A 17328-nucleotide genomic window follows, 5' to 3' on the forward strand; every position below is an offset into this window, starting at 1 on the left:
CTGAAATATGTATCCAGTAAAGATGTGAAAGTTTTCATGAATGATCTGAAAAAAATATATCGTGCTTCAAGTAAAGAAATTGCTGAGAATTATCTGCTTGAGCTGGAAGGAAAATGGGGAGAAAAGTATCCTTTAGTTATAAAATCCTGGCAGAACAATTGGGAAAACTTATCCAGTTATTTTAAGTATTCTGGGCCAGTTAGGAAGCTGATTTACACCACTAATCCAATTGAGGGGTTGCATAGACAAATCAGGAAATTTACTAAAACTAAGGGTTCATTTACTAGTACAAATGCCTTGTACAAACAGGTATATTGTGCTATAAAAAAGGTAGAGCAAAAGTGGATTATGGCTCTCCCTAATTGGGCTTTAACTATGTCTCAACTTGATATTTTCTTTCCAGATAGGTTGAAAATTGAGTTGAACTAAAAATGCGGCTTGACACACTTTTTTGAACATTCCCGGCAAAAATAAAACTTTACATTCAACACTTTCTTTTAATTTTTTCGTTCTTTCAGATTTATGAAAGCTCGCATTGTCGAGAATGATCAGGTTTTTATATTGGGACAAGCCTATTTTCGATGTATGCTTCAAATATTTCGCTGTTACAATACCCATCAATTATCCATGGTTTTTCCTTCATTCAGTGCTCCAATTATGCTCACTCTCCTTCTTTTGTATCCTGGTTTATCTGCAAATAACCTTTTGCCTTTTTTAGCCCATCCGTATGCATAAAATTCATTGTCCTCTATCCCTTATGAATATCAAGTTTTCTCCGTTTATTTCTTCTATCTTTTTCATGAACTCTTCGCGTTTCACTTTATCCCTTTCTTGATAAAGAAAAGTTTTTTTTATATCTATAGTTTACTTTTTTAAGATAGTTATATACTGTGTCCTTGCACATATTGCCAAATTCTTCAATTATCTTTTCAACTTTAATATCCCGCTTTACATCCACAAATTTGACCAGGCTATCTAAGTCTTTTATCTTATGACTATGTTCCTTTTGGTAGCCGAATGACGGTTTTATACTACCTGTTTCTTCTCTTCCACCAATATATGGTTTTCTGTCGATTTTGAACATCTTGCTTCCATTGTCATCGTCAACTATTTTCAAAACACGTCCTCTGAGATCTTCACTATATGGTTTTGGCATCCTTCTACCTTTATTATTATTCAATTGTCTGGTAGAGATCATAACTTTAAATCCTCCTATTAGGTTTAACTGCTATGATCCCCCCAACAGAACCGTACTTGCGAATTTCCCGCATACGGCTCTTCAGTGTAGCATTCATAGCATCTTTGATTACTGCTATCTGATTTAGTTTTCCTTGCATCATATCCCAACCTCTGTTGTGTTGGTGTAACAATCCCTAACTATACCGCTGATCGCTTCCCCTTGTTTCCCACACTCTGAGTACTATCAATCAGTCCGACTTCCTTTGTATCTTCCGTTAATTCTCGCCTTTGTTGACTTGTTCCAACGTACCTTAGTAGGAATACAAAGGATCTCCCAAGTTCATTTAGAATCCATCTCAACACATGACACGGCCTCCGATCCCGATAGAGTGAGTGATAACTTGCCTTATCGTTACCCTTCATGCTGTCTTCCACTATATGGAAAGTGTCGACCTCCATGATGTTGGTAATTTCGGGACTCAATACCTTCACTTTCGTTGTACCCTGTATTGTTCGTTCCCTTAGCTTTACTACGTTTGTTACCTTACGTAGCATAATGGTCCGTTTTAGGCTGTTGGCTAGACTTTGCCTAAGTTGACCAACTGTGTTCTAGACGCTTCTCTTGGCGCACACATTCTATTCCTAAACTTTTTTTAACTAACTTTAAAATCATAGAAAATACTGTCGAAAAAGGAAGTTTTCTTGTTCGTGTGAAACTGTTTTTTCCAATATAATGGATTTTCTGAAAAGTTTTCGAGTATATTGCATTTTTTATTTGTAAGATAAGATTTTTTCCTTTTTGCATGTCTCACCTAAAAAAGACACATTTTAAACTTTTTTATTGAAATAAAATAGAAACAAAAGTCCTGTCTCTTGTAGTATTTTACTCCTTAATATCTCCCCTTAAGTTGACGCCATTGCCTGTTCAGATGTTAGCTAATGTGCAAATATTGAAACCAGTGCTTCTTTTCTTGTCATCCCAGTACTGGGATGACATCGTCATAAAGTGAACCAGCTTCACACGCCACCATTTTCGGTCTCTTTTAGCTATAAATATTAAGAAATTTACTAAGTAAAAAAAGGCAAAAGAAGCCCTGACCACTGTTTATTTTCAGTATCGGCGCTTTTTAGTCTTAAACACTGCAATTTAGCTGCTTTTAAATGCAATCACAAATGTTTAAAAAATTTACCAGCAGAAAAAAAAGACAAAGAACCCCCGTAGCAGCTAGTTATTCTACTCTTTATTTTAAAATTTGACATTGGGTGATGTCTTAAACAGCGTTTTTCAGCTTGTGTAGGGAAAAACCCAGAAATTTTATAAAGACATAGTGTGCACATAGTGCAAAAATAGTACGCCAAACACAAGTCTTCTTGTCATTTTAATCTGCACAAATTGGAAAGTTAAATAATATAGCTTCATTTTCATGGTAAAGGAAAGCGGGAAGGTTTGTCAAGTAAGTTTTCTTCTCTATAGGCAGCTGCACCTCAAGCTAATAATGGACCATCGGGAACATTACCAATTACATTGATCTGGTTTAGTATTTTATTAGTTGGGTAAAAATAATTTTTTATAAACTCCTTATATATAGCTGTTAATTTGTGTATATCGTCTACTGACACACATTCGTTTGTCTGATGTGCGGTTTTGTTGATCATACCAAATTCAATCACTGGACAAATATCCTTAATAAACGCAGCGTCAGATGTACCACCACTTGTACTCAGCACAGCATCAATACCGGTAATTTTATTTATCGCATCAAGCATAATATCAGTATTTCTATCAGAAGTAGAGAGAAAAACGTTCCTGCTGTTCTGCATAGAAAGTTTATAATCGTTGGTTACATTGGAGCATATTTCATCAATCAGCTTATATAAACCGTCCGGTGTTTTTGTATTGTTATATCGAACATTAAAACTTGCTGCTATTGAACCAGGTATTAGATTGCTAGTATTATTTCCAACATCGATAGTAGTAACTTCGCAATGTGAAGGCTGAAAATATTTATTACCATTATCAAAAGTGGTATCTTTTATTCTACTTAATATCGATATCATTTTATATATTGGATTATCCGCTAGGTCTGGATAGGCAACGTGCCCTTGTTTTCCATAGCAAATTAATTCAAATGTTACAGAACCTCTTCTGCCTATTTTTATGGTATCGCCTAATTTTTCACTACTGGTTGGTTCTCCAACTACACAAAAATCTATCTTTTTTTGCTTACTTTTCATCCATTCCAAAACTGCCTTTGTTCCATGTTCTTCCGTGCTTTCTTCAGCACTGGTAATCAATGCACTGATTGAACCACTGAATCGAAACTTACCTGCAACTGAATCTACCATAGCAGCAATAAATGCGGCTATTCCACTTTTCATATCAGCTGCACCCCTTCCATATAACATTCCCTCTCCCACTTCTGGCTTAAATGGATCAGACGTCCAATCTTTTAACTCACCTGGTGGTACAACATCAACATGGCCAGCAAAACACAAATTTGGTACCCCATTTATACATTTCGCATAAAGATTTTTAACTTTATCACCAAACTCCAAAATCTCACATTCAAAACCACTTTTCTTGAGAATGTCTGCTATATACTCTATTGCCCCATCGTCTTTTGGTGTTATACTTTTAAAAGAAATTAATTTCTTAGTTAGCTCTACAGGGTCAATCTTCATATCAATCTTGAAATACTAACATTACCATATTGTAAACATTCTATGCGATATTTAAAACAAATATTACAGCAAACTGAACAAGTTCTTATAAGGGAAGTAACAGTAGACCATTGCCTTGCTGATAATATCTATGAAATATGTAGACAATACGGAAATGACATTTTTTTAGTTGCAGATGAAAATACAGCAAAACTTTTTAATAAAAACATATTTAATAAAATTTCTCACTTAATTATTCCAGCCACACCTGTCATTCCAGCGCGTGACGCTGGAATCTATACATCTTTTTCCTGGATCCCAGTATCAAGTACTGGGATGACACCAGGTAGACTGAACAGAGCTGCTTCTCTCAAAACTGTAAACCTAGTTAGAAACAAAACAAAAGATAGCGATCTAATAGTTGCATTTGGCAGTGGCACTGTTAATGATATCTGTAAGTACGCAAGCTATTTAGAAAGCAAAAACTACATATCCTTTCCAACAGCAGCTTCCATGAATGGATACAGCTCTGCAAACGCTTCAATATTAGTTGATGGATATAAAAAATCGTTTGGAGCACATCTTCCAAAGGCAATATACATTGATACCGATATAATTACCAATGCACCACTGCGCCTCACATTAAGCGGATTTGCAGATTTCATCTGTCGTTCAACAGTACAAGCCGATTGGCTATTATCTCATCTATTACTTGGCACAGAATATAATGAACTCCCCTTTAAACTTGTTCGCAACCTGGAGGAAATTTTGCTCAGAGAACACTTAGCGCTTGCTAAAAAAGACAAAAGAATAGTTTTATTACTCATGGAAGCCTTATTGATTTCAGGACTTGGAATGGTGATATCAAAGGGCAGCTACTCTGCAAGCCAAGGAGAACATATGATAGCTCATGCAATGGAGATGGTAACAAAAGATTATTCCTCTTCGTTACATGGCGAAAAAATTGCTGTTACGACGATTACTATGGCTAATTTACAGGAAAAGATATTATCAATACAAAGTCCTATCGTTAAACCAATAAACTACTTTGGCAGTAAGGATTCTGGATGTCACGCTACTGAGATGACAGAAGATTTAGCAGAGTACTTTTATAATACTGAATTTACAAAAATTTTAAAATATAAGCAAATCATGCAACAAAAAATTGGAGAGATCATTCATAAAGAATGGAATAATATTTCCAGTTTAATTAAGCGAAATTTACTATCTGCAAAACATCTGCAGAAAGTATTTGAAGATCTATCAATGCCATACTTACCTGAGCATCTAAGTTGGAACAAAGAGCAATACTGCAAGGTAGTCAATCTTGCATTTGTAACAAGAGATAGATTCACCTTTCTTGATCTGGCCAGCTGTATAGAAGAAAGTTAAGTTTTGTAGTAAAATTCTGTTATTAAAAGAGCCATAAGACAAAAGCTAACCCTTTTTCCTACCTATTATCTACTAAGCTGTACACCTGGGTAGAAAGATAACCCACCCATAGTAACCATTTCATAAGTAAATCTAGGGCGCTAAACATAGTTTAGCTTGAGTGGCTGAGGAGGGACTTGAACCCCCGACCAAGAGATTATGATCCTCCTGCTCTACCACTGAGCTACTCAGCCTAATTAAAAACCTTGCTATATATATAATCTATATGTTTCATATAATACTTCAAATCAAACAAAGACTCAAGTTTTTCAGAGTCAATAATTCCATGCAAGGATTTATCTTGTTTCAATTCGAACAAAAAACCACTGTTATCTTGCTTTACTTTCATTGCATTGTTCTGAACAATTTTATATGCCTCTTCCCTAGTTAAACCGCTATTTACTAACTCAAGTAATACACGCTGTGAAAAAATTAAACCTCTTGAAGAATTTAAATTCTTTTCAACGTTTTCTCTATTGACCACTAATTTATCTATCAAATCTGTTAATCGCACTAAAGCAAAATCCATTGTTATACAAGCATCAGGAGCAATGCACCTTTCTACAGATGAATGTGATATATCTCGTTCGTGCCATAATGCAACATTTTCTAATGCAGGAAATACATAGCTGCGTATTAAGCGTGAGAGCCCAGTCAAATTCTCACTTAAAATAGGATTACACTTATGCGGCATAGCAGAGCTTCCCTTCTGCCCAGTGGAAAAATATTCGGAAATTTCTCCAACTTCAGTTCTTTGCAAATGACGAATTTCAACAGCAACATTTTCCATTGAGCTTGCAACCACTCCCAAAATTGAAAAGAACATGGCATGTCTATCACGAGGAATGACTTGGGATGATATGGTTTCAGGTATGAGTCCCATTTCTTTCGCTACATGCTCTTCAACATACGGATTAACATTTGCAAAATTACCTACTGCACCTGATATTTTACAAATTGAGATCTCTTTTTGCACGTTAATTAATCTCTGATAATTACGTTTAAATTCAGCATAAAATCTAGCAAATTTTAATCCAAGAGTTGTTGGTTCTGCATGCATTCCATGACTGCGCCCAACACAAACAACATCTTTATAGTCCTCAGCTTTTTTTTTCAATGCTGCAAGTATATTTTCTAGATTCTCAAGTAAAATATCACATGATTCTTTCAACTGAACCGCAAGGCATGTATCTAAAATATCAGAACTTGTCATTCCATAATGAAGATAACGAACATCAACTCCCGCTTTTTCAGCAATGTATGTCAAAAAAGCTATAACATCATGTTTTACAATAGATTCAATTTCATTGATACGCTCAATATCAAATTCAATAGAACCAGAGAGCTTTTTAGCAACATCGTTTGGAATTACTTCTAATTTTGCTTGAGCTTCACACACTAATTTTTCTATTTTGAGCCATATATTGAGCTTATTTTTTTCTTCCCAAATGGAAGACATTTCTTTACGGCTATAGCGTGGGATCATTAGATGAACTCTGACTCATTCCTGCACATGCTAGACCCCAATGTCACACATACAACTGTACGAACATTATGATTTGAGTCCACCATGAGCCAGTGCTTGACACTGGGATCCAGGCATTTTGATTAGACACTAAGTAGGTGAATGTAAAAGTAGCTAATTTTATGTAAAAACAGCATTTTCGATGGAATCGCATGAAAGGGCTGAATCCCAGTGTCAAGCACTGGAATGACACCTTTGTGTTTGAGGCAAAAACGGCCATAATATTTAACACACTGTTTCTGAGATAAACGTTTGCACAGTTGTGTGTCACGCAGTGGGACGACACTGGTAGTTGAGATGTTTTATTCACTGCTATTCGTTATTTGTATCTTCTTGTTGCTCAGATTTCTGATTTTGCAACTTTACTTGCCTCAATTCATGTGCATCTTTTTCAGATCTTACAACGTATATGGTAATTGGTACTATCACTTTACTATGTAATTCTATATTTACTTGATACTCGCCCAAATTTTTGATACTTATTCCACCAAAAGATAAATTATGATGACTTATCTCATACCCTTCTTGTGATAAAATTTTTGCAATTTCACGTGTTGTTACAGAGCCAAAAATCTTTCCATCCTCTGAAGCCTGCTTTATTAATATTACAAATTTATCATGCAATGATAATCCAAGCACTTTTGCTGCACTTAACTTTTTGATATTTTCTTCTTCCAATAACAAACACTGTTCCTCTAACTTTATTAAATTTTCCTTAGTGGCTTTCATCGCCTTTTTTTGTGGAAAAAGAAAATTACGTGCATAACCTGGCTTAACTTTGACAACTTCACCAAGCTTACCTAAAGTTCTTATATTTTCCTTTAAAATTACTAACATAAATTACCTAACTTTTTTAGTACAGTAAGGAGCAAGAGCTAAAAAGCGTGCCCTCATGATCGCTAAGCGTAACTTCCTTTGTTTTTTTGCACACACACCTGTTAATCTTCTAGGTAACATTCTACCATAGTCAGAGGTAAATTTAGACAATAAATCTATGTTCTTATAGTCTATATCTTCACCTTTAAATGCAGCAAGAGGACAGACTTTAGAACGCTTAAAACCAGTTCTATTATTTACAGATACGTAAGAATTATTAAAACTATTTCGTCTTTTCATCATTATGCACTTTGCTCCTCAATTTGTTTATCCATCATGTAAGATTTACCTTTAAAAAACTCATTAACCCGCACAGAGAAGTGGCGAATAATACTCTCATTCAGTTTTACTCTACGCTTAAATTCATCCATAATGCTTGAAGTAGAACTTATACACATCATACAGTAATGACCACTTTTCACCTTATTTATTGGGTATGCAAAATCCAATAGACCCCAATATTCATATTTTATCAATCCTGAAGCTTCAATATTTTTCAAAAGCACTTCCAGCGTTTTACTCAATTGATTTGAGCCTACTATTTTAAAACTTTTCAAAACCTCTTGGAGGATCTTTATTAGATGTTGTGAAATATTTTCCTTAAAAGCATTTACTACATTATAGATAAATGCACTTTTAGTATTAGCTCCTGGAAGGTTCATAAGATTTTGTGTTATTCCCGTATCACTTAGTTCATCTTTCAACTCTTTATCGATTTTTAACTTTATTTCTTTTAAATTTGAGAAATCTTCTTCCAACTCAACCCATAAAATTTTTGTAAGCTCTTCCAAGACACTAGAGTAAACAATCAGACTCTCTTTAATGTTTTCAGCACTTGTCTCTAACTCTTGTTTTGTAACTGTGCCATATTCTCTTTCTATAAAACTTTTAACCCCCTGAGAAATAACATCTGCTTTAATATTTTTCAACGAAATAGCCAATTCTTGGACCATTTCTTCTACTTCTTGCCGCAACAAGCTCTGTTGTGCTATAAAAGTAAATTCATAAAGATTCACTATATCTTCCTTTAATATCAATTAAACACTTTATTATATAAAACTTTTTTATATAAGCAAGTTATTTGTATTAATTTCTATGCCTTTAATCCAACTTAAGTTAGATATTTCACAAATAGCTTGGGGGGTGATTGAATATGCACCTGGCAACAAGATGCTTACTTTATGTTTTTCAAGAAGAAGCTCAAGCATTATTTTGGTTTTGCCTCCATTTTTCAACACTGAATTCAACTCCTCAGCAACTTTTTGCAAATCTGCACATACAGCAGTTAAAACTAATCCTCTCATTAGAGAAGTGACCTTTTCTGTAAATTCAGATATGTCCTTTCCTGATAGCCTCGTTGTGCTCTCCGAAATTTCAAGGTCAATTACTACAAATGTTCCAGGCGAAAATAGATTCCTTTTTTCTTCTATTATTTCATTATTGTAGAATGCTATTTCAGAAACATTGTGGGGGTCAGAAAGCGTGAGGATAACAAATCTTCCACGCTCTGAAGTTCTCATACGTACATTTAATATTACACCAGCAGTTTTTGTCGTCTTACTCTCTCCGATAAACCCAATATTTAATTTTTTCAAAAGAGTTCTAAATTTTTCAAGTGGGTGATTAGTTAAGTAAAATCCCAGTGAAAATAACTCATGCTCTAATTTTTCCTCTTCATTGAAATCTTCCACATCCTCGAGTTTTGGCTTGAGGACATTAAGATTGCCAAATAAAACAGCTTGATTTGACTGCCTATTTTTATTTGCAAAGTAAATCAGCGTATCTATTGATTCATATAGTTGCTTTCTATTTTGATGCACACTATCGAATGCTCCAGATTTAATTAAGCTTTCTAGTGCCCTTTTATTTATTATATGACCCGAATTTTGAACGAATTCCCATATGTCCTTATAAGGTGCGTTTACTACCCCTTCCGCTATAGACAAACCAACATTACGCAGAGCAGCAATTCCGTAACGTACATGTTCACTCTCTATTGAAAATTTAGCCTTAGATTTGCTGATATCAGGTGAAAGAACAGCAACTCCACTGAACTTTGCAGCATGATAAAATAAGTTTAGCTTGTCTCTATCATCAATATTTAGATTCATCAAGGCCGTAAAAAATTCTAACGGGTAGTTAGCCTTAAGGTAAGCTGTTTGGTAAGATATAATCGCATATGCAGCTGCATGAGATTTGTTAAATCCATAACCAGCAAATTTTGCAACAAGGTCAAAAATATAACTTGCCCTATCATAATCAACACCATTTTTCGTTGCTCCTTGGATGAAAAGTTCACGTTGTTTATCCATCTCTTCTTTGATTTTCTTACCCATAGCACGTCTGAGTAAATCTGCCTCTGCAAGGCTATACCCAGAGAGAATACGTGCTATTTCCATTACCTGTTCTTGGTAGATTATCACTCCGAATGTTTCTTTCAACACCTCCTCAAGCAATGGGTGAATATAATCTGGCTTTTCAAGCCCGTGTTTTCTTGCAATATAAGTTGGAATGTTATCCATAGGCCCTGGACGGTAAAGGGAGATTAAAGCAATGATGTCTTCAATGCAGTCTGGTTTTAGCTTTATTAAAGCTTCTCTCATACCCGAACTTTCAAGCTGAAATACTCCAATTGCATCACCTCTTGAGAGCATTTTATAGGTTTTCTGATCATTCAAAGGTACTGAAGAAATATCAATTTTTTTTTCATTGCGATTAACTAAACGACAAACATGATCTATTAGCGTTAGCGTACCAAGTCCGAGAAAATCAAATTTTATTAGCCCAGCTTTTTCCACATATTTCATGCTATATTGAGTGATTGGCAGAGCTGAATTTGGATCATAATACACAGGAACAAAATTTTCTAATTTTTGATCGCATATTACAATTCCAGCAGCATGAGTTGAAACATGACGGTATATTCCCTCAAGCTTAAGAGAGATATCAAGGAGTTTTGCAATTACTTCATCACTGTCCCTTTCTTTCTGCAGATTTTGATCAAACTCTATCGCTTGTGATAAAGTTACAGGGTTTACTGGATTAAACGGAACCATTTTGGATATTTTATCCACCTGAGCGTAAGGCATCTGTAGCACCCTACCAACGTCACGCAGCACAGCCCTAGCCTGCAATTTTCCAAAAGTGATTATTTGAGCAACATAACCGTACTTCTTCCAAACATAATCAATAACTAAGTCCCTCTTTTCCTGGCAGAAATCAATATCAAAGTCAGGCATCGATATACGATCAGGATTTAAAAATCTTTCAAAGATCAGACCAAATTTTATTGGATCAAGATCTGTAATTTGTAGTGCCCAAGCAACAATTGACCCAGCACCAGAACCCCTTCCTGGACCAACTGGAACGCCATTTGCTTTGCTCCAACGAATGAAATCAGAAACTATCAAAAAGTAGCCAGCGTAGTTCATCGAAGTTATTACGCTTAGTTCGTAATTCAACCGATCGTAGTATTGCTTGAAATCGATATCATGTTGTGTGTCATCATCTGGTTTGGTGTCATTCCAGCGCGTGACGCTGGAATCTCTCTGGATCCCAGTATCAAGTACTGGGATGACAGTGGAGGGTGTTCTGGTGACAGAAGAAGATTGTGAAATACGAAGCTCTAATCCCGCAATCGACTGCTCCCTCAATTCTTCATTCTCAGTTTTATTTTCTCGACAAGGAAATTTAGGCAAAATAGGCTGCCTACTTCTTGGCATGTAAGAGCATCGTCTAGCTACTACTAAGGTGTTATAAATTGCTTCGGGGATATCGCTAAACAGCTCCTCCATTTCTGCTGCAGATTTGAAATAATGCTCAGTGGTTAGCTTTTTCCTGTTATTTTCGAGAGCATAACTACCCTCTGATATACACGTTAATATATCATAAGCTTCATAGTCAGATCTATTTGTAAAGAATACGTCATTTGTTGCAACTAGTGGTATATTGCACTGATAAGCAAAGTCTATCAAAGCTTCTTCAAGCTCTAGCTCTTTATTCAGCCCATGACGCTGCAATTCAACATATAAATGACCATCGAATGCTGAAAGCAGTTTTTCAACCGTTTCTTTATCTTGCCCCAATAATAGTTGAGCCAAACATCCACCGGTTAAAGCGATTAGACCCGTACTTAAATTCAATAGCTCATCAAAATCAACGTAAGGAATATCGCTGTTGTTCTTGCGCTTTCTAAAAGACTCACTCACCAAAGTGACTAAATTAGTGTACCCTTGTTCATTTTTTGCAAGCAATAATATAGATAAATTTTGTTCTGAATGTTTAACTATAATATTGCATCCTATTATTAGCTGTATTCCCCTACCTGCTGCATATTCTGCAAATTCGAGTGAGCCAAATAAATTACCTGAATCAGTAATTGCAACCGCCGGCATTTTATTTCGCAAACAAAGACCGATCAGCTCCTCAATTTTAACCGAGCTTTCAAGCAGCGAATAAACACTATGAACACGTAAGTGTATGAACATAAAAAACTTTAGATTAGCAATAGAAGGATAACATTAATTTACCCGTAAGGATATGAAAAGGTCCAACAGGAAAAACTTGACAAACCTTGCCATTTCCCTTACCATGACAGTAAGAGTGTTTATCCTTGTTTTTGATCCGCGCGGGTTCAACAACAAAAATTCAGTAAAAAACTCAGATATTTATTGGCAAATTACAAAAAATTATAGCGGCTGCATGTCTTTTTTATTTTTTCTACATTCAGCCAAATCGCGCTTAAAATAAGCGTTAGCACATTATTACAACGCCAATTTAAATTATTATAGGGTCAAAACTCGCTATACGGGGGTTCTTTTGTCTTTTTTTTATTTAGTAAATTTCTTAATATTTATAGCTAAAGTAATTTTAGAGAGCCAGCGCGTGACGCTGATTCCTGGATCCCAGTGTCGGAGCACTGGGATGACAACAAAGGGCTACTTGAATGATACCCATATTCCAGCATTTGATGCTGAAATCCAGAAATTTTTACTATAAATAAGCATATTGAGCACAAAATTATGCTAAAACACAACGTTTTTTGAGATTACGGAAAGCCAGTGTCAGCTACTTGGATGACACCACAGAGGGTACTGGGATTACACAAAAAGGGCTACTTAAATGACAAGATAGATAGAACTGGCATGAATTGGATTTGAGTAACTCAAATGACCAATGAAAACTGTAACCCTAAACATTGAAGCACTATTATGCACTAAATGATAATTTTCATACACTTGTCATGGTAGTCGTGAAAGAAATAATTCATACAATAAGCATGAATGAAATAATTGACATGATTTGGAAATTTATATATTATAAAGTATTAATAGTTAGTTAATTTATGAGGTGGAAGCATGGGTTATAAGCTAAGAAAAAGAGAATATGATTATAATGAAAGTTTATTTAAAGAGCTAGGCATTGAAACGCAAGAAGTAGAAGGTCGTAACTTCCTAGAAATATCTAATATAATAGCAAAAAATTATAGAAGGTTATCAATAAAGTGTCACCCAGATAAATCAGGAGGTAGCGATGAAAAAATACAGGCCCTTAACAGAAATAAAGCAGCACTTTTGCAATATATTAAATCACCAAATAAGAAGAATAGGGGATTAATCATTCCTGAAGAAACGCGAAGGTGTTTACAATTGATTAAGCAACGTCAGAATAATAAGTATACAAAGTATTATGTTGTTTTTAGTTTGGTAAGATTCTTACTGTACATCTCGTTATTAGTGTCGTATATTTACTTGGGGTTTAAGCTATATAAGGCTGCTAATTTTACTGACGCACCTGGCATTTTGTTTAGTGCAAGCCTAATAACATCTGTTACAATTTTTTTCTTATCTGTTTATTTGATAGCTTCTGTAGTTAAAGAAGATTTGGATTTGCAAAATTCTCAACGGGAACAAGGTGAAAATTTAGATCAAGAAGAGAGATGGGAAGAAATATTAAAAAGTAAAAGATTTAAATATCTCATTTTTATTGCCCAATATTCGAGTTATCTCCCTCCTATTTTATTAATAGCAGGTTTGGTGTTACAGTACCAATCTAGTTGCTTAAACAGTAAAATACTCATCGGATCTACTGCAGTACTAGGTTGTATTTTATTATTACAATTAGCAAGTGAGATCTACGAGAGAAAAGTTGTAAATCTTGTAAAAACTGAAGGAAGAGGTGATGAACAAAATGTACCTATAGGAGCATTAACCGGAAAACCAAGCAGCATTGTAAATCCTGATGGTGCTTTTAACGTCTCGGCTCATCAAGTAGGTTGATTATTCTCCATAGCAAGATCTCTAGCTAGAAATAACGAGCCACAGATTAGTATGGTTTTGACGTTTTGAATAGAGGCTTTCAGTATGTGATTTAATATTGCATCGCCGATTGATTCACATTCAATAGCATTTATTCCTATACTATTAGCTCCTTCTTTGATTAAATCTGTATTTGTTGCTTGAGGTTCAGATTTAACACAAATCGCGCATAATAGTTTGATATATGGCTTTAAGTGCTCTAAGAACTCTTCCACATTTCTGTTACGGGTAACACCAAAAACCACATAAATACCTTCAGCAAAATTATCTTTTACCCACTGAGATAGCACTCTAGCACCGTCATTATTGTGTGCACCATCTAAAAATAATTGCCAATCTTTTGGTAATAAAGAAATTAAATTACCTTCTTTTATAGACTCTAGCCGCGCAGGCCAATAAGTGCTCTGTAAACCTGAAGCAATGTTCTCTTCTCCAATATCAAATCCATATTTTCCACTTAAAATGCTACATGCTGAAATGGCAGTTCCTGCATTGATTATTTGGTGATCACCCTTCAGGGATGGTAAAGGAAATTCTATTGATTGAACAGACGATTGAAAGACCATTTTGTTATTCTGTTTTTCGCAATTCCATTCAAATCCTCCTCTGTACAGAGGAGATCTCTTATTTATTGCATGGTGTTCTAGCGTATTTATTATAGATTTCTCTTGTGGCGCTATTACACAAGGAACATTAGGTTTCATTATTCCAGCTTTTTCACTTGCTATAATCTCCACAGTGGGACCAAGATATTCTGTATGATCAAGGGCAATGGCAGTGATAATTGTTAAAATCGGATTATCTATAACATTTGTTGCATCAAGCCTTCCACCCATACCTACTTCAACTAAACTAATATCAGCTTTATGACGAGAAAAAGCTAAGAGAGCTGCAATTGTTGTAGCTTCAAATAGAGTAATAGATTGCTTTCCAATTGCGATGCGACATTCTTCTAACAAGCTATATAATTCATTGTCGTCGATATGGCTGCCTGCAACAACTATTCTCTCATTAAAATTCACTAAATGCGGAGAAGTGTATGCATGAACCTTATATCCTGCTGCTTGCATTATATATCTTATAAACGATAGTGTCGATCCTTTACCATTAGTTCCAGCTATGTGAATTATTGGCGGTATTTTTTTCTCAGGATTGCCTAATCTATTGAGAAAGCTTTTTATGCGGTCAAGAGAAAAATCCTTTGGTCTACTGCCAAGCGGCTTAGGCCAATGAGGCATGTACATCATGGATTATTGTTACATTTTAATTCGTCTATTACACTTGCCATGCCATGCGTGTCGATTTTTTCACTAAATTGAGAACGTTGATTAATGGCAATACTTATCCCACTCATTATAACATCGTTTATTAAGAAAGAACTATCACTTTTAGTAACTTTAAAGTCAATATTTGTAAATTCCTCATCACCATAAGAAAGTCTTGTTCCTATCAGACAGGTTTCATTGTCAATTGCTTTTGTACTCATTATGATCATTTCACTATTATTTATGTATTTATACAAGATTTTAGCGCATAAACGCGTGAGATATACTTCATATTCTTTTAAAAACTCTTCTTTTTCTTTCTGAGTAGCCAATTTCCAATATTTCCCTATGACAAATTGAGATATTCCTTTGAGGTTAACGTTATTCTGAATGATCTCCCGAAGCTTTTCGTGTACATGATCTAGATTTTTTCTGTTTCCTTTCATAGATGTGCTGTCTACTTGCTGCTTCATGACAAGCACAAAAGTTTTGTGACCTATGCAATTAGCATAAGCGCTTGAAGAGATTACAATAAAAATGGCTAAGAGCTTAATAATATTCATAAGATATATTTATTAGCTATGATACTTAAAATGCAAAATTTAACAAAGGCAAAATAATAATCGCTAGCTTTAATATATATAGACATACTCTATATAAATAATCTATAATTAATTGGGGTCTGTGCTATACGTTATGAGTTAAGTTAAATTTCCCGAGCGATAATTTCTAATTAAGGGAATTGCCTCTGTTAATTTCATTGAAATTAGTACGTGATGCCCACCTTAACTTTAGGTCTCAGGAATCTACTAAGGCTGACGGTAGATATGGATCCCGTTTTCATTGTTCAGATTTATGTTCCACCAATATAAAGAACAAGGTATCTTTTTCTGTTCATCTCATGAGATATTTCAAGTTGTAATTGACGTTGAGAAGTATCCCGATTTTGTTCCTTGGTGCAAAGCTGTTTATATAAAAGAAAAACTGATAGCCAAATGATAGTGGATCTCCTCGCAGCTTTTCATGGTATTAAAGGAAGCTACACATCAGGAGTGACCTTCCTTTCTCCAAGTGGAACAAATGAAGGTTGGATAAAAGCTGTGTCATCAAATGGAATATTTAAACATTTATACAACGAATGGAAATTCACTCCTATGAACGAAAATAAAACTATGGTAGAGTTCTATATAAAGTTTGAATTTAAATCCAACTCATTTTCCACTTTACTAAAGTCAGTATATAAGTATACACAAAGCAAAATAATTGCTGCATTCAAAGACAGAGTCGAAAGCCTTGCCAAGTAAAAGTTATCTTGACATTATTTATATAAATGCATTATTTTTTTAATAAGTTAAGTGTTTCTATTGTAATGATTTTTAGATTATTGTTTTTACTAATTTTTATAAGTGTTAGTTCTTATGGAGCTACTGAACAAAACTTACCCAATACTCAAAACACTGATGAAATAACACCAAAAGAACTACTATCACTATTGCCTGATGATAAATTATTAGGAGATCCAAAAGCACCAATTTTAATGATAGAATACGCCTCACTCACTTGTTATCACTGTTCTCTTTTTCATAAGAAAGTTTTTCCTAAAATCAAAGAGAAATACATAGACACAGGTAAGATGTTATATGTATTTCGTCATTTCCCTTTAGATTATAGAGGTTTAAAGGCTGCAATGCTGAGTCATTGCTATGAAAAACAAGAAGACTACTTTAATTTTAACAAAGCTGTTTTTAATGCAATAGACTCGTGGAACTACTCCAATTTCAGTGATTTAACTGTACTACAAAGAATTGCTGCACTAAGCAATTTGAAGCAAGATACATTTAACCAATGCATTAATGATAAAAAAATGATGGATAAAGTTATAAATGATAAATCACTGGCAATTAATAAACTTGATATCATGGCTACTCCGATATTTTTCATCAAGCTTAACGATGATAAATCATACGTAGATCATAATAAAATTAAACACGAAGGATATAAAGAGCTAAAATACTTCACTAACGTAATAAATGAATTATATGGAAAAGCTATAGTGAAATAGTACCACTGCAGC

Annotated in this window: 16 protein-coding genes, 1 tRNA gene, 1 other RNA gene and 1 pseudogene; 7 read left to right on the forward strand and 12 right to left on the reverse strand. The window is 34.6% G+C overall.

Annotation, left to right across the window (positions count from 1 at the left end; translation table 11 throughout):
* Positions 1-429: transposase (locus Wcon_RS02830; protein ID WP_147269136.1), on the forward strand; the 429-nt coding region annotated here is incomplete at its 5' end.
* 391 nt (positions 430-820) lie between these two features.
* Here Wcon_RS02830 and Wcon_RS02835 read toward each other — a convergent pair.
* The 4 genes and pseudogenes from Wcon_RS02835 to dapE all read right to left on the reverse strand — a co-directional run bounded on the left by Wcon_RS02835 (position 821) and on the right by dapE (position 3861).
* Positions 821-1156: a hypothetical protein gene (locus tag Wcon_RS02835; protein ID WP_179947467.1), complete on the reverse strand. Its 336-nt coding sequence runs from the start codon at positions 1154-1156 to the stop codon at positions 821-823.
* A gap of 46 nt (positions 1157-1202) precedes the next feature.
* On the reverse strand, positions 1203-1340 hold the full coding sequence (locus Wcon_RS11380; protein WP_179947468.1) for a hypothetical protein: 138 nt from the start codon (positions 1338-1340) through the stop codon (positions 1203-1205).
* Positions 1341-1810: 470 nt separating this feature from the next.
* Positions 1811-1984: pseudogene (locus Wcon_RS02845) on the reverse strand (IS4-like element ISWosp8 family transposase); the annotation flags it as partial.
* Between the two features lie 680 nt (positions 1985-2664).
* On the reverse strand, positions 2665-3861 hold the full coding sequence (gene dapE / locus Wcon_RS02855) for a succinyl-diaminopimelate desuccinylase (RefSeq protein WP_114517151.1): 1197 nt from the start codon (positions 3859-3861) through the stop codon (positions 2665-2667).
* A gap of 42 nt (positions 3862-3903) precedes the next feature.
* Between dapE and Wcon_RS02860 the strand changes: the two genes are divergently transcribed.
* The gene (locus Wcon_RS02860; RefSeq protein WP_114517152.1) at positions 3904-5232 is read left to right on the forward strand and encodes an iron-containing alcohol dehydrogenase; all 1329 of its coding nucleotides are present in this window, start codon (positions 3904-3906) and stop codon (positions 5230-5232) included.
* 161 nt (positions 5233-5393) lie between these two features.
* On the opposite strand, the gene Wcon_RS02865 is transcribed toward Wcon_RS02860, so the two are convergent.
* From Wcon_RS02865 to dnaE, 6 genes are all read right to left on the reverse strand, one after another.
* Positions 5394-5465 (reverse strand) — tRNA-Met (locus Wcon_RS02865).
* On the reverse strand, positions 5465-6757 hold the full coding sequence (gene purB / locus Wcon_RS02870; protein WP_114517153.1) for an adenylosuccinate lyase: 1293 nt from the start codon (positions 6755-6757) through the stop codon (positions 5465-5467). Before purB ends, Wcon_RS02865 begins: the two co-directional genes overlap by 1 nt.
* A gap of 351 nt (positions 6758-7108) precedes the next feature.
* Positions 7109-7633 (reverse strand): 50S ribosomal protein L9, encoded by a 525-nt coding sequence (gene rplI, locus Wcon_RS02875; RefSeq protein ID WP_114517154.1) that lies wholly within the window; start codon positions 7631-7633, stop codon positions 7109-7111.
* Between the two features lie 3 nt (positions 7634-7636).
* Complete coding sequence (rpsR, locus tag Wcon_RS02880) at positions 7637-7915, reverse strand: 30S ribosomal protein S18 (protein ID WP_114517155.1); 279 nt, start codon at positions 7913-7915, stop codon at positions 7637-7639.
* Positions 7915-8688: a 30S ribosomal protein S6 gene (gene rpsF / locus Wcon_RS12755; protein ID WP_114517156.1), complete on the reverse strand. Its 774-nt coding sequence runs from the start codon at positions 8686-8688 to the stop codon at positions 7915-7917. The genes rpsR and rpsF overlap by 1 nt, the downstream gene beginning before the upstream one ends.
* Before the next feature lie 48 nt (positions 8689-8736).
* A complete protein-coding gene (gene dnaE / locus Wcon_RS02890) occupies positions 8737-12159 on the reverse strand; it encodes a DNA polymerase III subunit alpha (RefSeq protein ID WP_114517157.1) in 3423 nt (1140 codons plus the stop codon).
* A gap of 331 nt (positions 12160-12490) precedes the next feature.
* On the opposite strand from dnaE, the gene Wcon_RS11210 reads away from it, so the two are divergent.
* Positions 12491-12670 carry a hypothetical protein gene (locus Wcon_RS11210; RefSeq protein WP_147269137.1) on the forward strand — a complete coding sequence of 60 codons (180 nt, stop codon included), beginning with the start codon at positions 12491-12493 and terminating at the stop codon, positions 12668-12670.
* Positions 12671-13029: 359 nt separating this feature from the next.
* Complete coding sequence (locus Wcon_RS02895) at positions 13030-13950, forward strand: molecular chaperone DnaJ (protein ID WP_114517158.1); 921 nt, start codon at positions 13030-13032, stop codon at positions 13948-13950.
* On the opposite strand, the gene Wcon_RS02900 is transcribed toward Wcon_RS02895, so the two are convergent.
* Positions 13938-15236 carry a bifunctional folylpolyglutamate synthase/dihydrofolate synthase gene (locus tag Wcon_RS02900; protein ID WP_114517159.1) on the reverse strand — a complete coding sequence of 433 codons (1299 nt, stop codon included), beginning with the start codon at positions 15234-15236 and terminating at the stop codon, positions 13938-13940. The genes Wcon_RS02895 and Wcon_RS02900 overlap by 13 nt on opposite strands.
* Positions 15233-15817 carry an MlaC/ttg2D family ABC transporter substrate-binding protein gene (locus Wcon_RS02905; protein ID WP_179947469.1) on the reverse strand — a complete coding sequence of 195 codons (585 nt, stop codon included), beginning with the start codon at positions 15815-15817 and terminating at the stop codon, positions 15233-15235. Before Wcon_RS02905 ends, Wcon_RS02900 begins: the two co-directional genes overlap by 4 nt.
* A gap of 113 nt (positions 15818-15930) precedes the next feature.
* Here Wcon_RS02905 and ssrS point away from each other — a divergent pair.
* From ssrS to Wcon_RS02920, 3 genes are all read left to right on the forward strand, one after another.
* A non-coding RNA gene (ssrS, locus tag Wcon_RS02910) (6S RNA) lies at positions 15931-16092 on the forward strand.
* Positions 16093-16210: 118 nt separating this feature from the next.
* Positions 16211-16558, forward strand: a complete 348-nt coding sequence (locus tag Wcon_RS02915) for an SRPBCC family protein (RefSeq protein ID WP_237349999.1) — start codon at positions 16211-16213, stop codon at positions 16556-16558.
* Between the two features lie 65 nt (positions 16559-16623).
* On the forward strand, positions 16624-17316 hold the full coding sequence (locus Wcon_RS02920; RefSeq protein ID WP_179947470.1) for a thioredoxin domain-containing protein: 693 nt from the start codon (positions 16624-16626) through the stop codon (positions 17314-17316).
* The last annotated feature ends 12 nt before the right edge of the window (positions 17317-17328 follow it).

The sequence above is a fragment of the Wolbachia endosymbiont of Cylisticus convexus genome, assembly GCF_003344345.1.

Coding starts and splice junctions, on each gene's coding strand:
- Wcon_RS02835 (WP_179947467.1), bottom strand. CDS start 1,156: ATGCCAAAACCATATAGTGAAGATCTCAGAGGACGTGTTTTGAAAATA.
- Wcon_RS11380 (WP_179947468.1), bottom strand. CDS start 1,340: ATGATGCAAGGAAAACTAAATCAGATAGCAGTAATCAAAGATGCTATG.
- dapE (WP_114517151.1), bottom strand. CDS start 3,861: ATGAAGATTGACCCTGTAGAGCTAACTAAGAAATTAATTTCTTTTAAA.
- Wcon_RS02860 (WP_114517152.1), top strand. CDS start 3,904: ATGCGATATTTAAAACAAATATTACAGCAAACTGAACAAGTTCTTATA.
- purB (WP_114517153.1), bottom strand. CDS start 6,757: ATGATCCCACGCTATAGCCGTAAAGAAATGTCTTCCATTTGGGAAGAA.
- rplI (WP_114517154.1), bottom strand. CDS start 7,633: ATGTTAGTAATTTTAAAGGAAAATATAAGAACTTTAGGTAAGCTTGGT.
- rpsR (WP_114517155.1), bottom strand. CDS start 7,915: ATGATGAAAAGACGAAATAGTTTTAATAATTCTTACGTATCTGTAAAT.
- dnaE (WP_114517157.1), bottom strand. CDS start 12,159: ATGTTCATACACTTACGTGTTCATAGTGTTTATTCGCTGCTTGAAAGC.
- Wcon_RS02895 (WP_114517158.1), top strand. CDS start 13,030: ATGGGTTATAAGCTAAGAAAAAGAGAATATGATTATAATGAAAGTTTA.
- Wcon_RS02900 (WP_114517159.1), bottom strand. CDS start 15,236: ATGATGTACATGCCTCATTGGCCTAAGCCGCTTGGCAGTAGACCAAAG.
- Wcon_RS02905 (WP_179947469.1), bottom strand. CDS start 15,817: ATGAATATTATTAAGCTCTTAGCCATTTTTATTGTAATCTCTTCAAGC.
- Wcon_RS02920 (WP_179947470.1), top strand. CDS start 16,624: ATGATTTTTAGATTATTGTTTTTACTAATTTTTATAAGTGTTAGTTCT.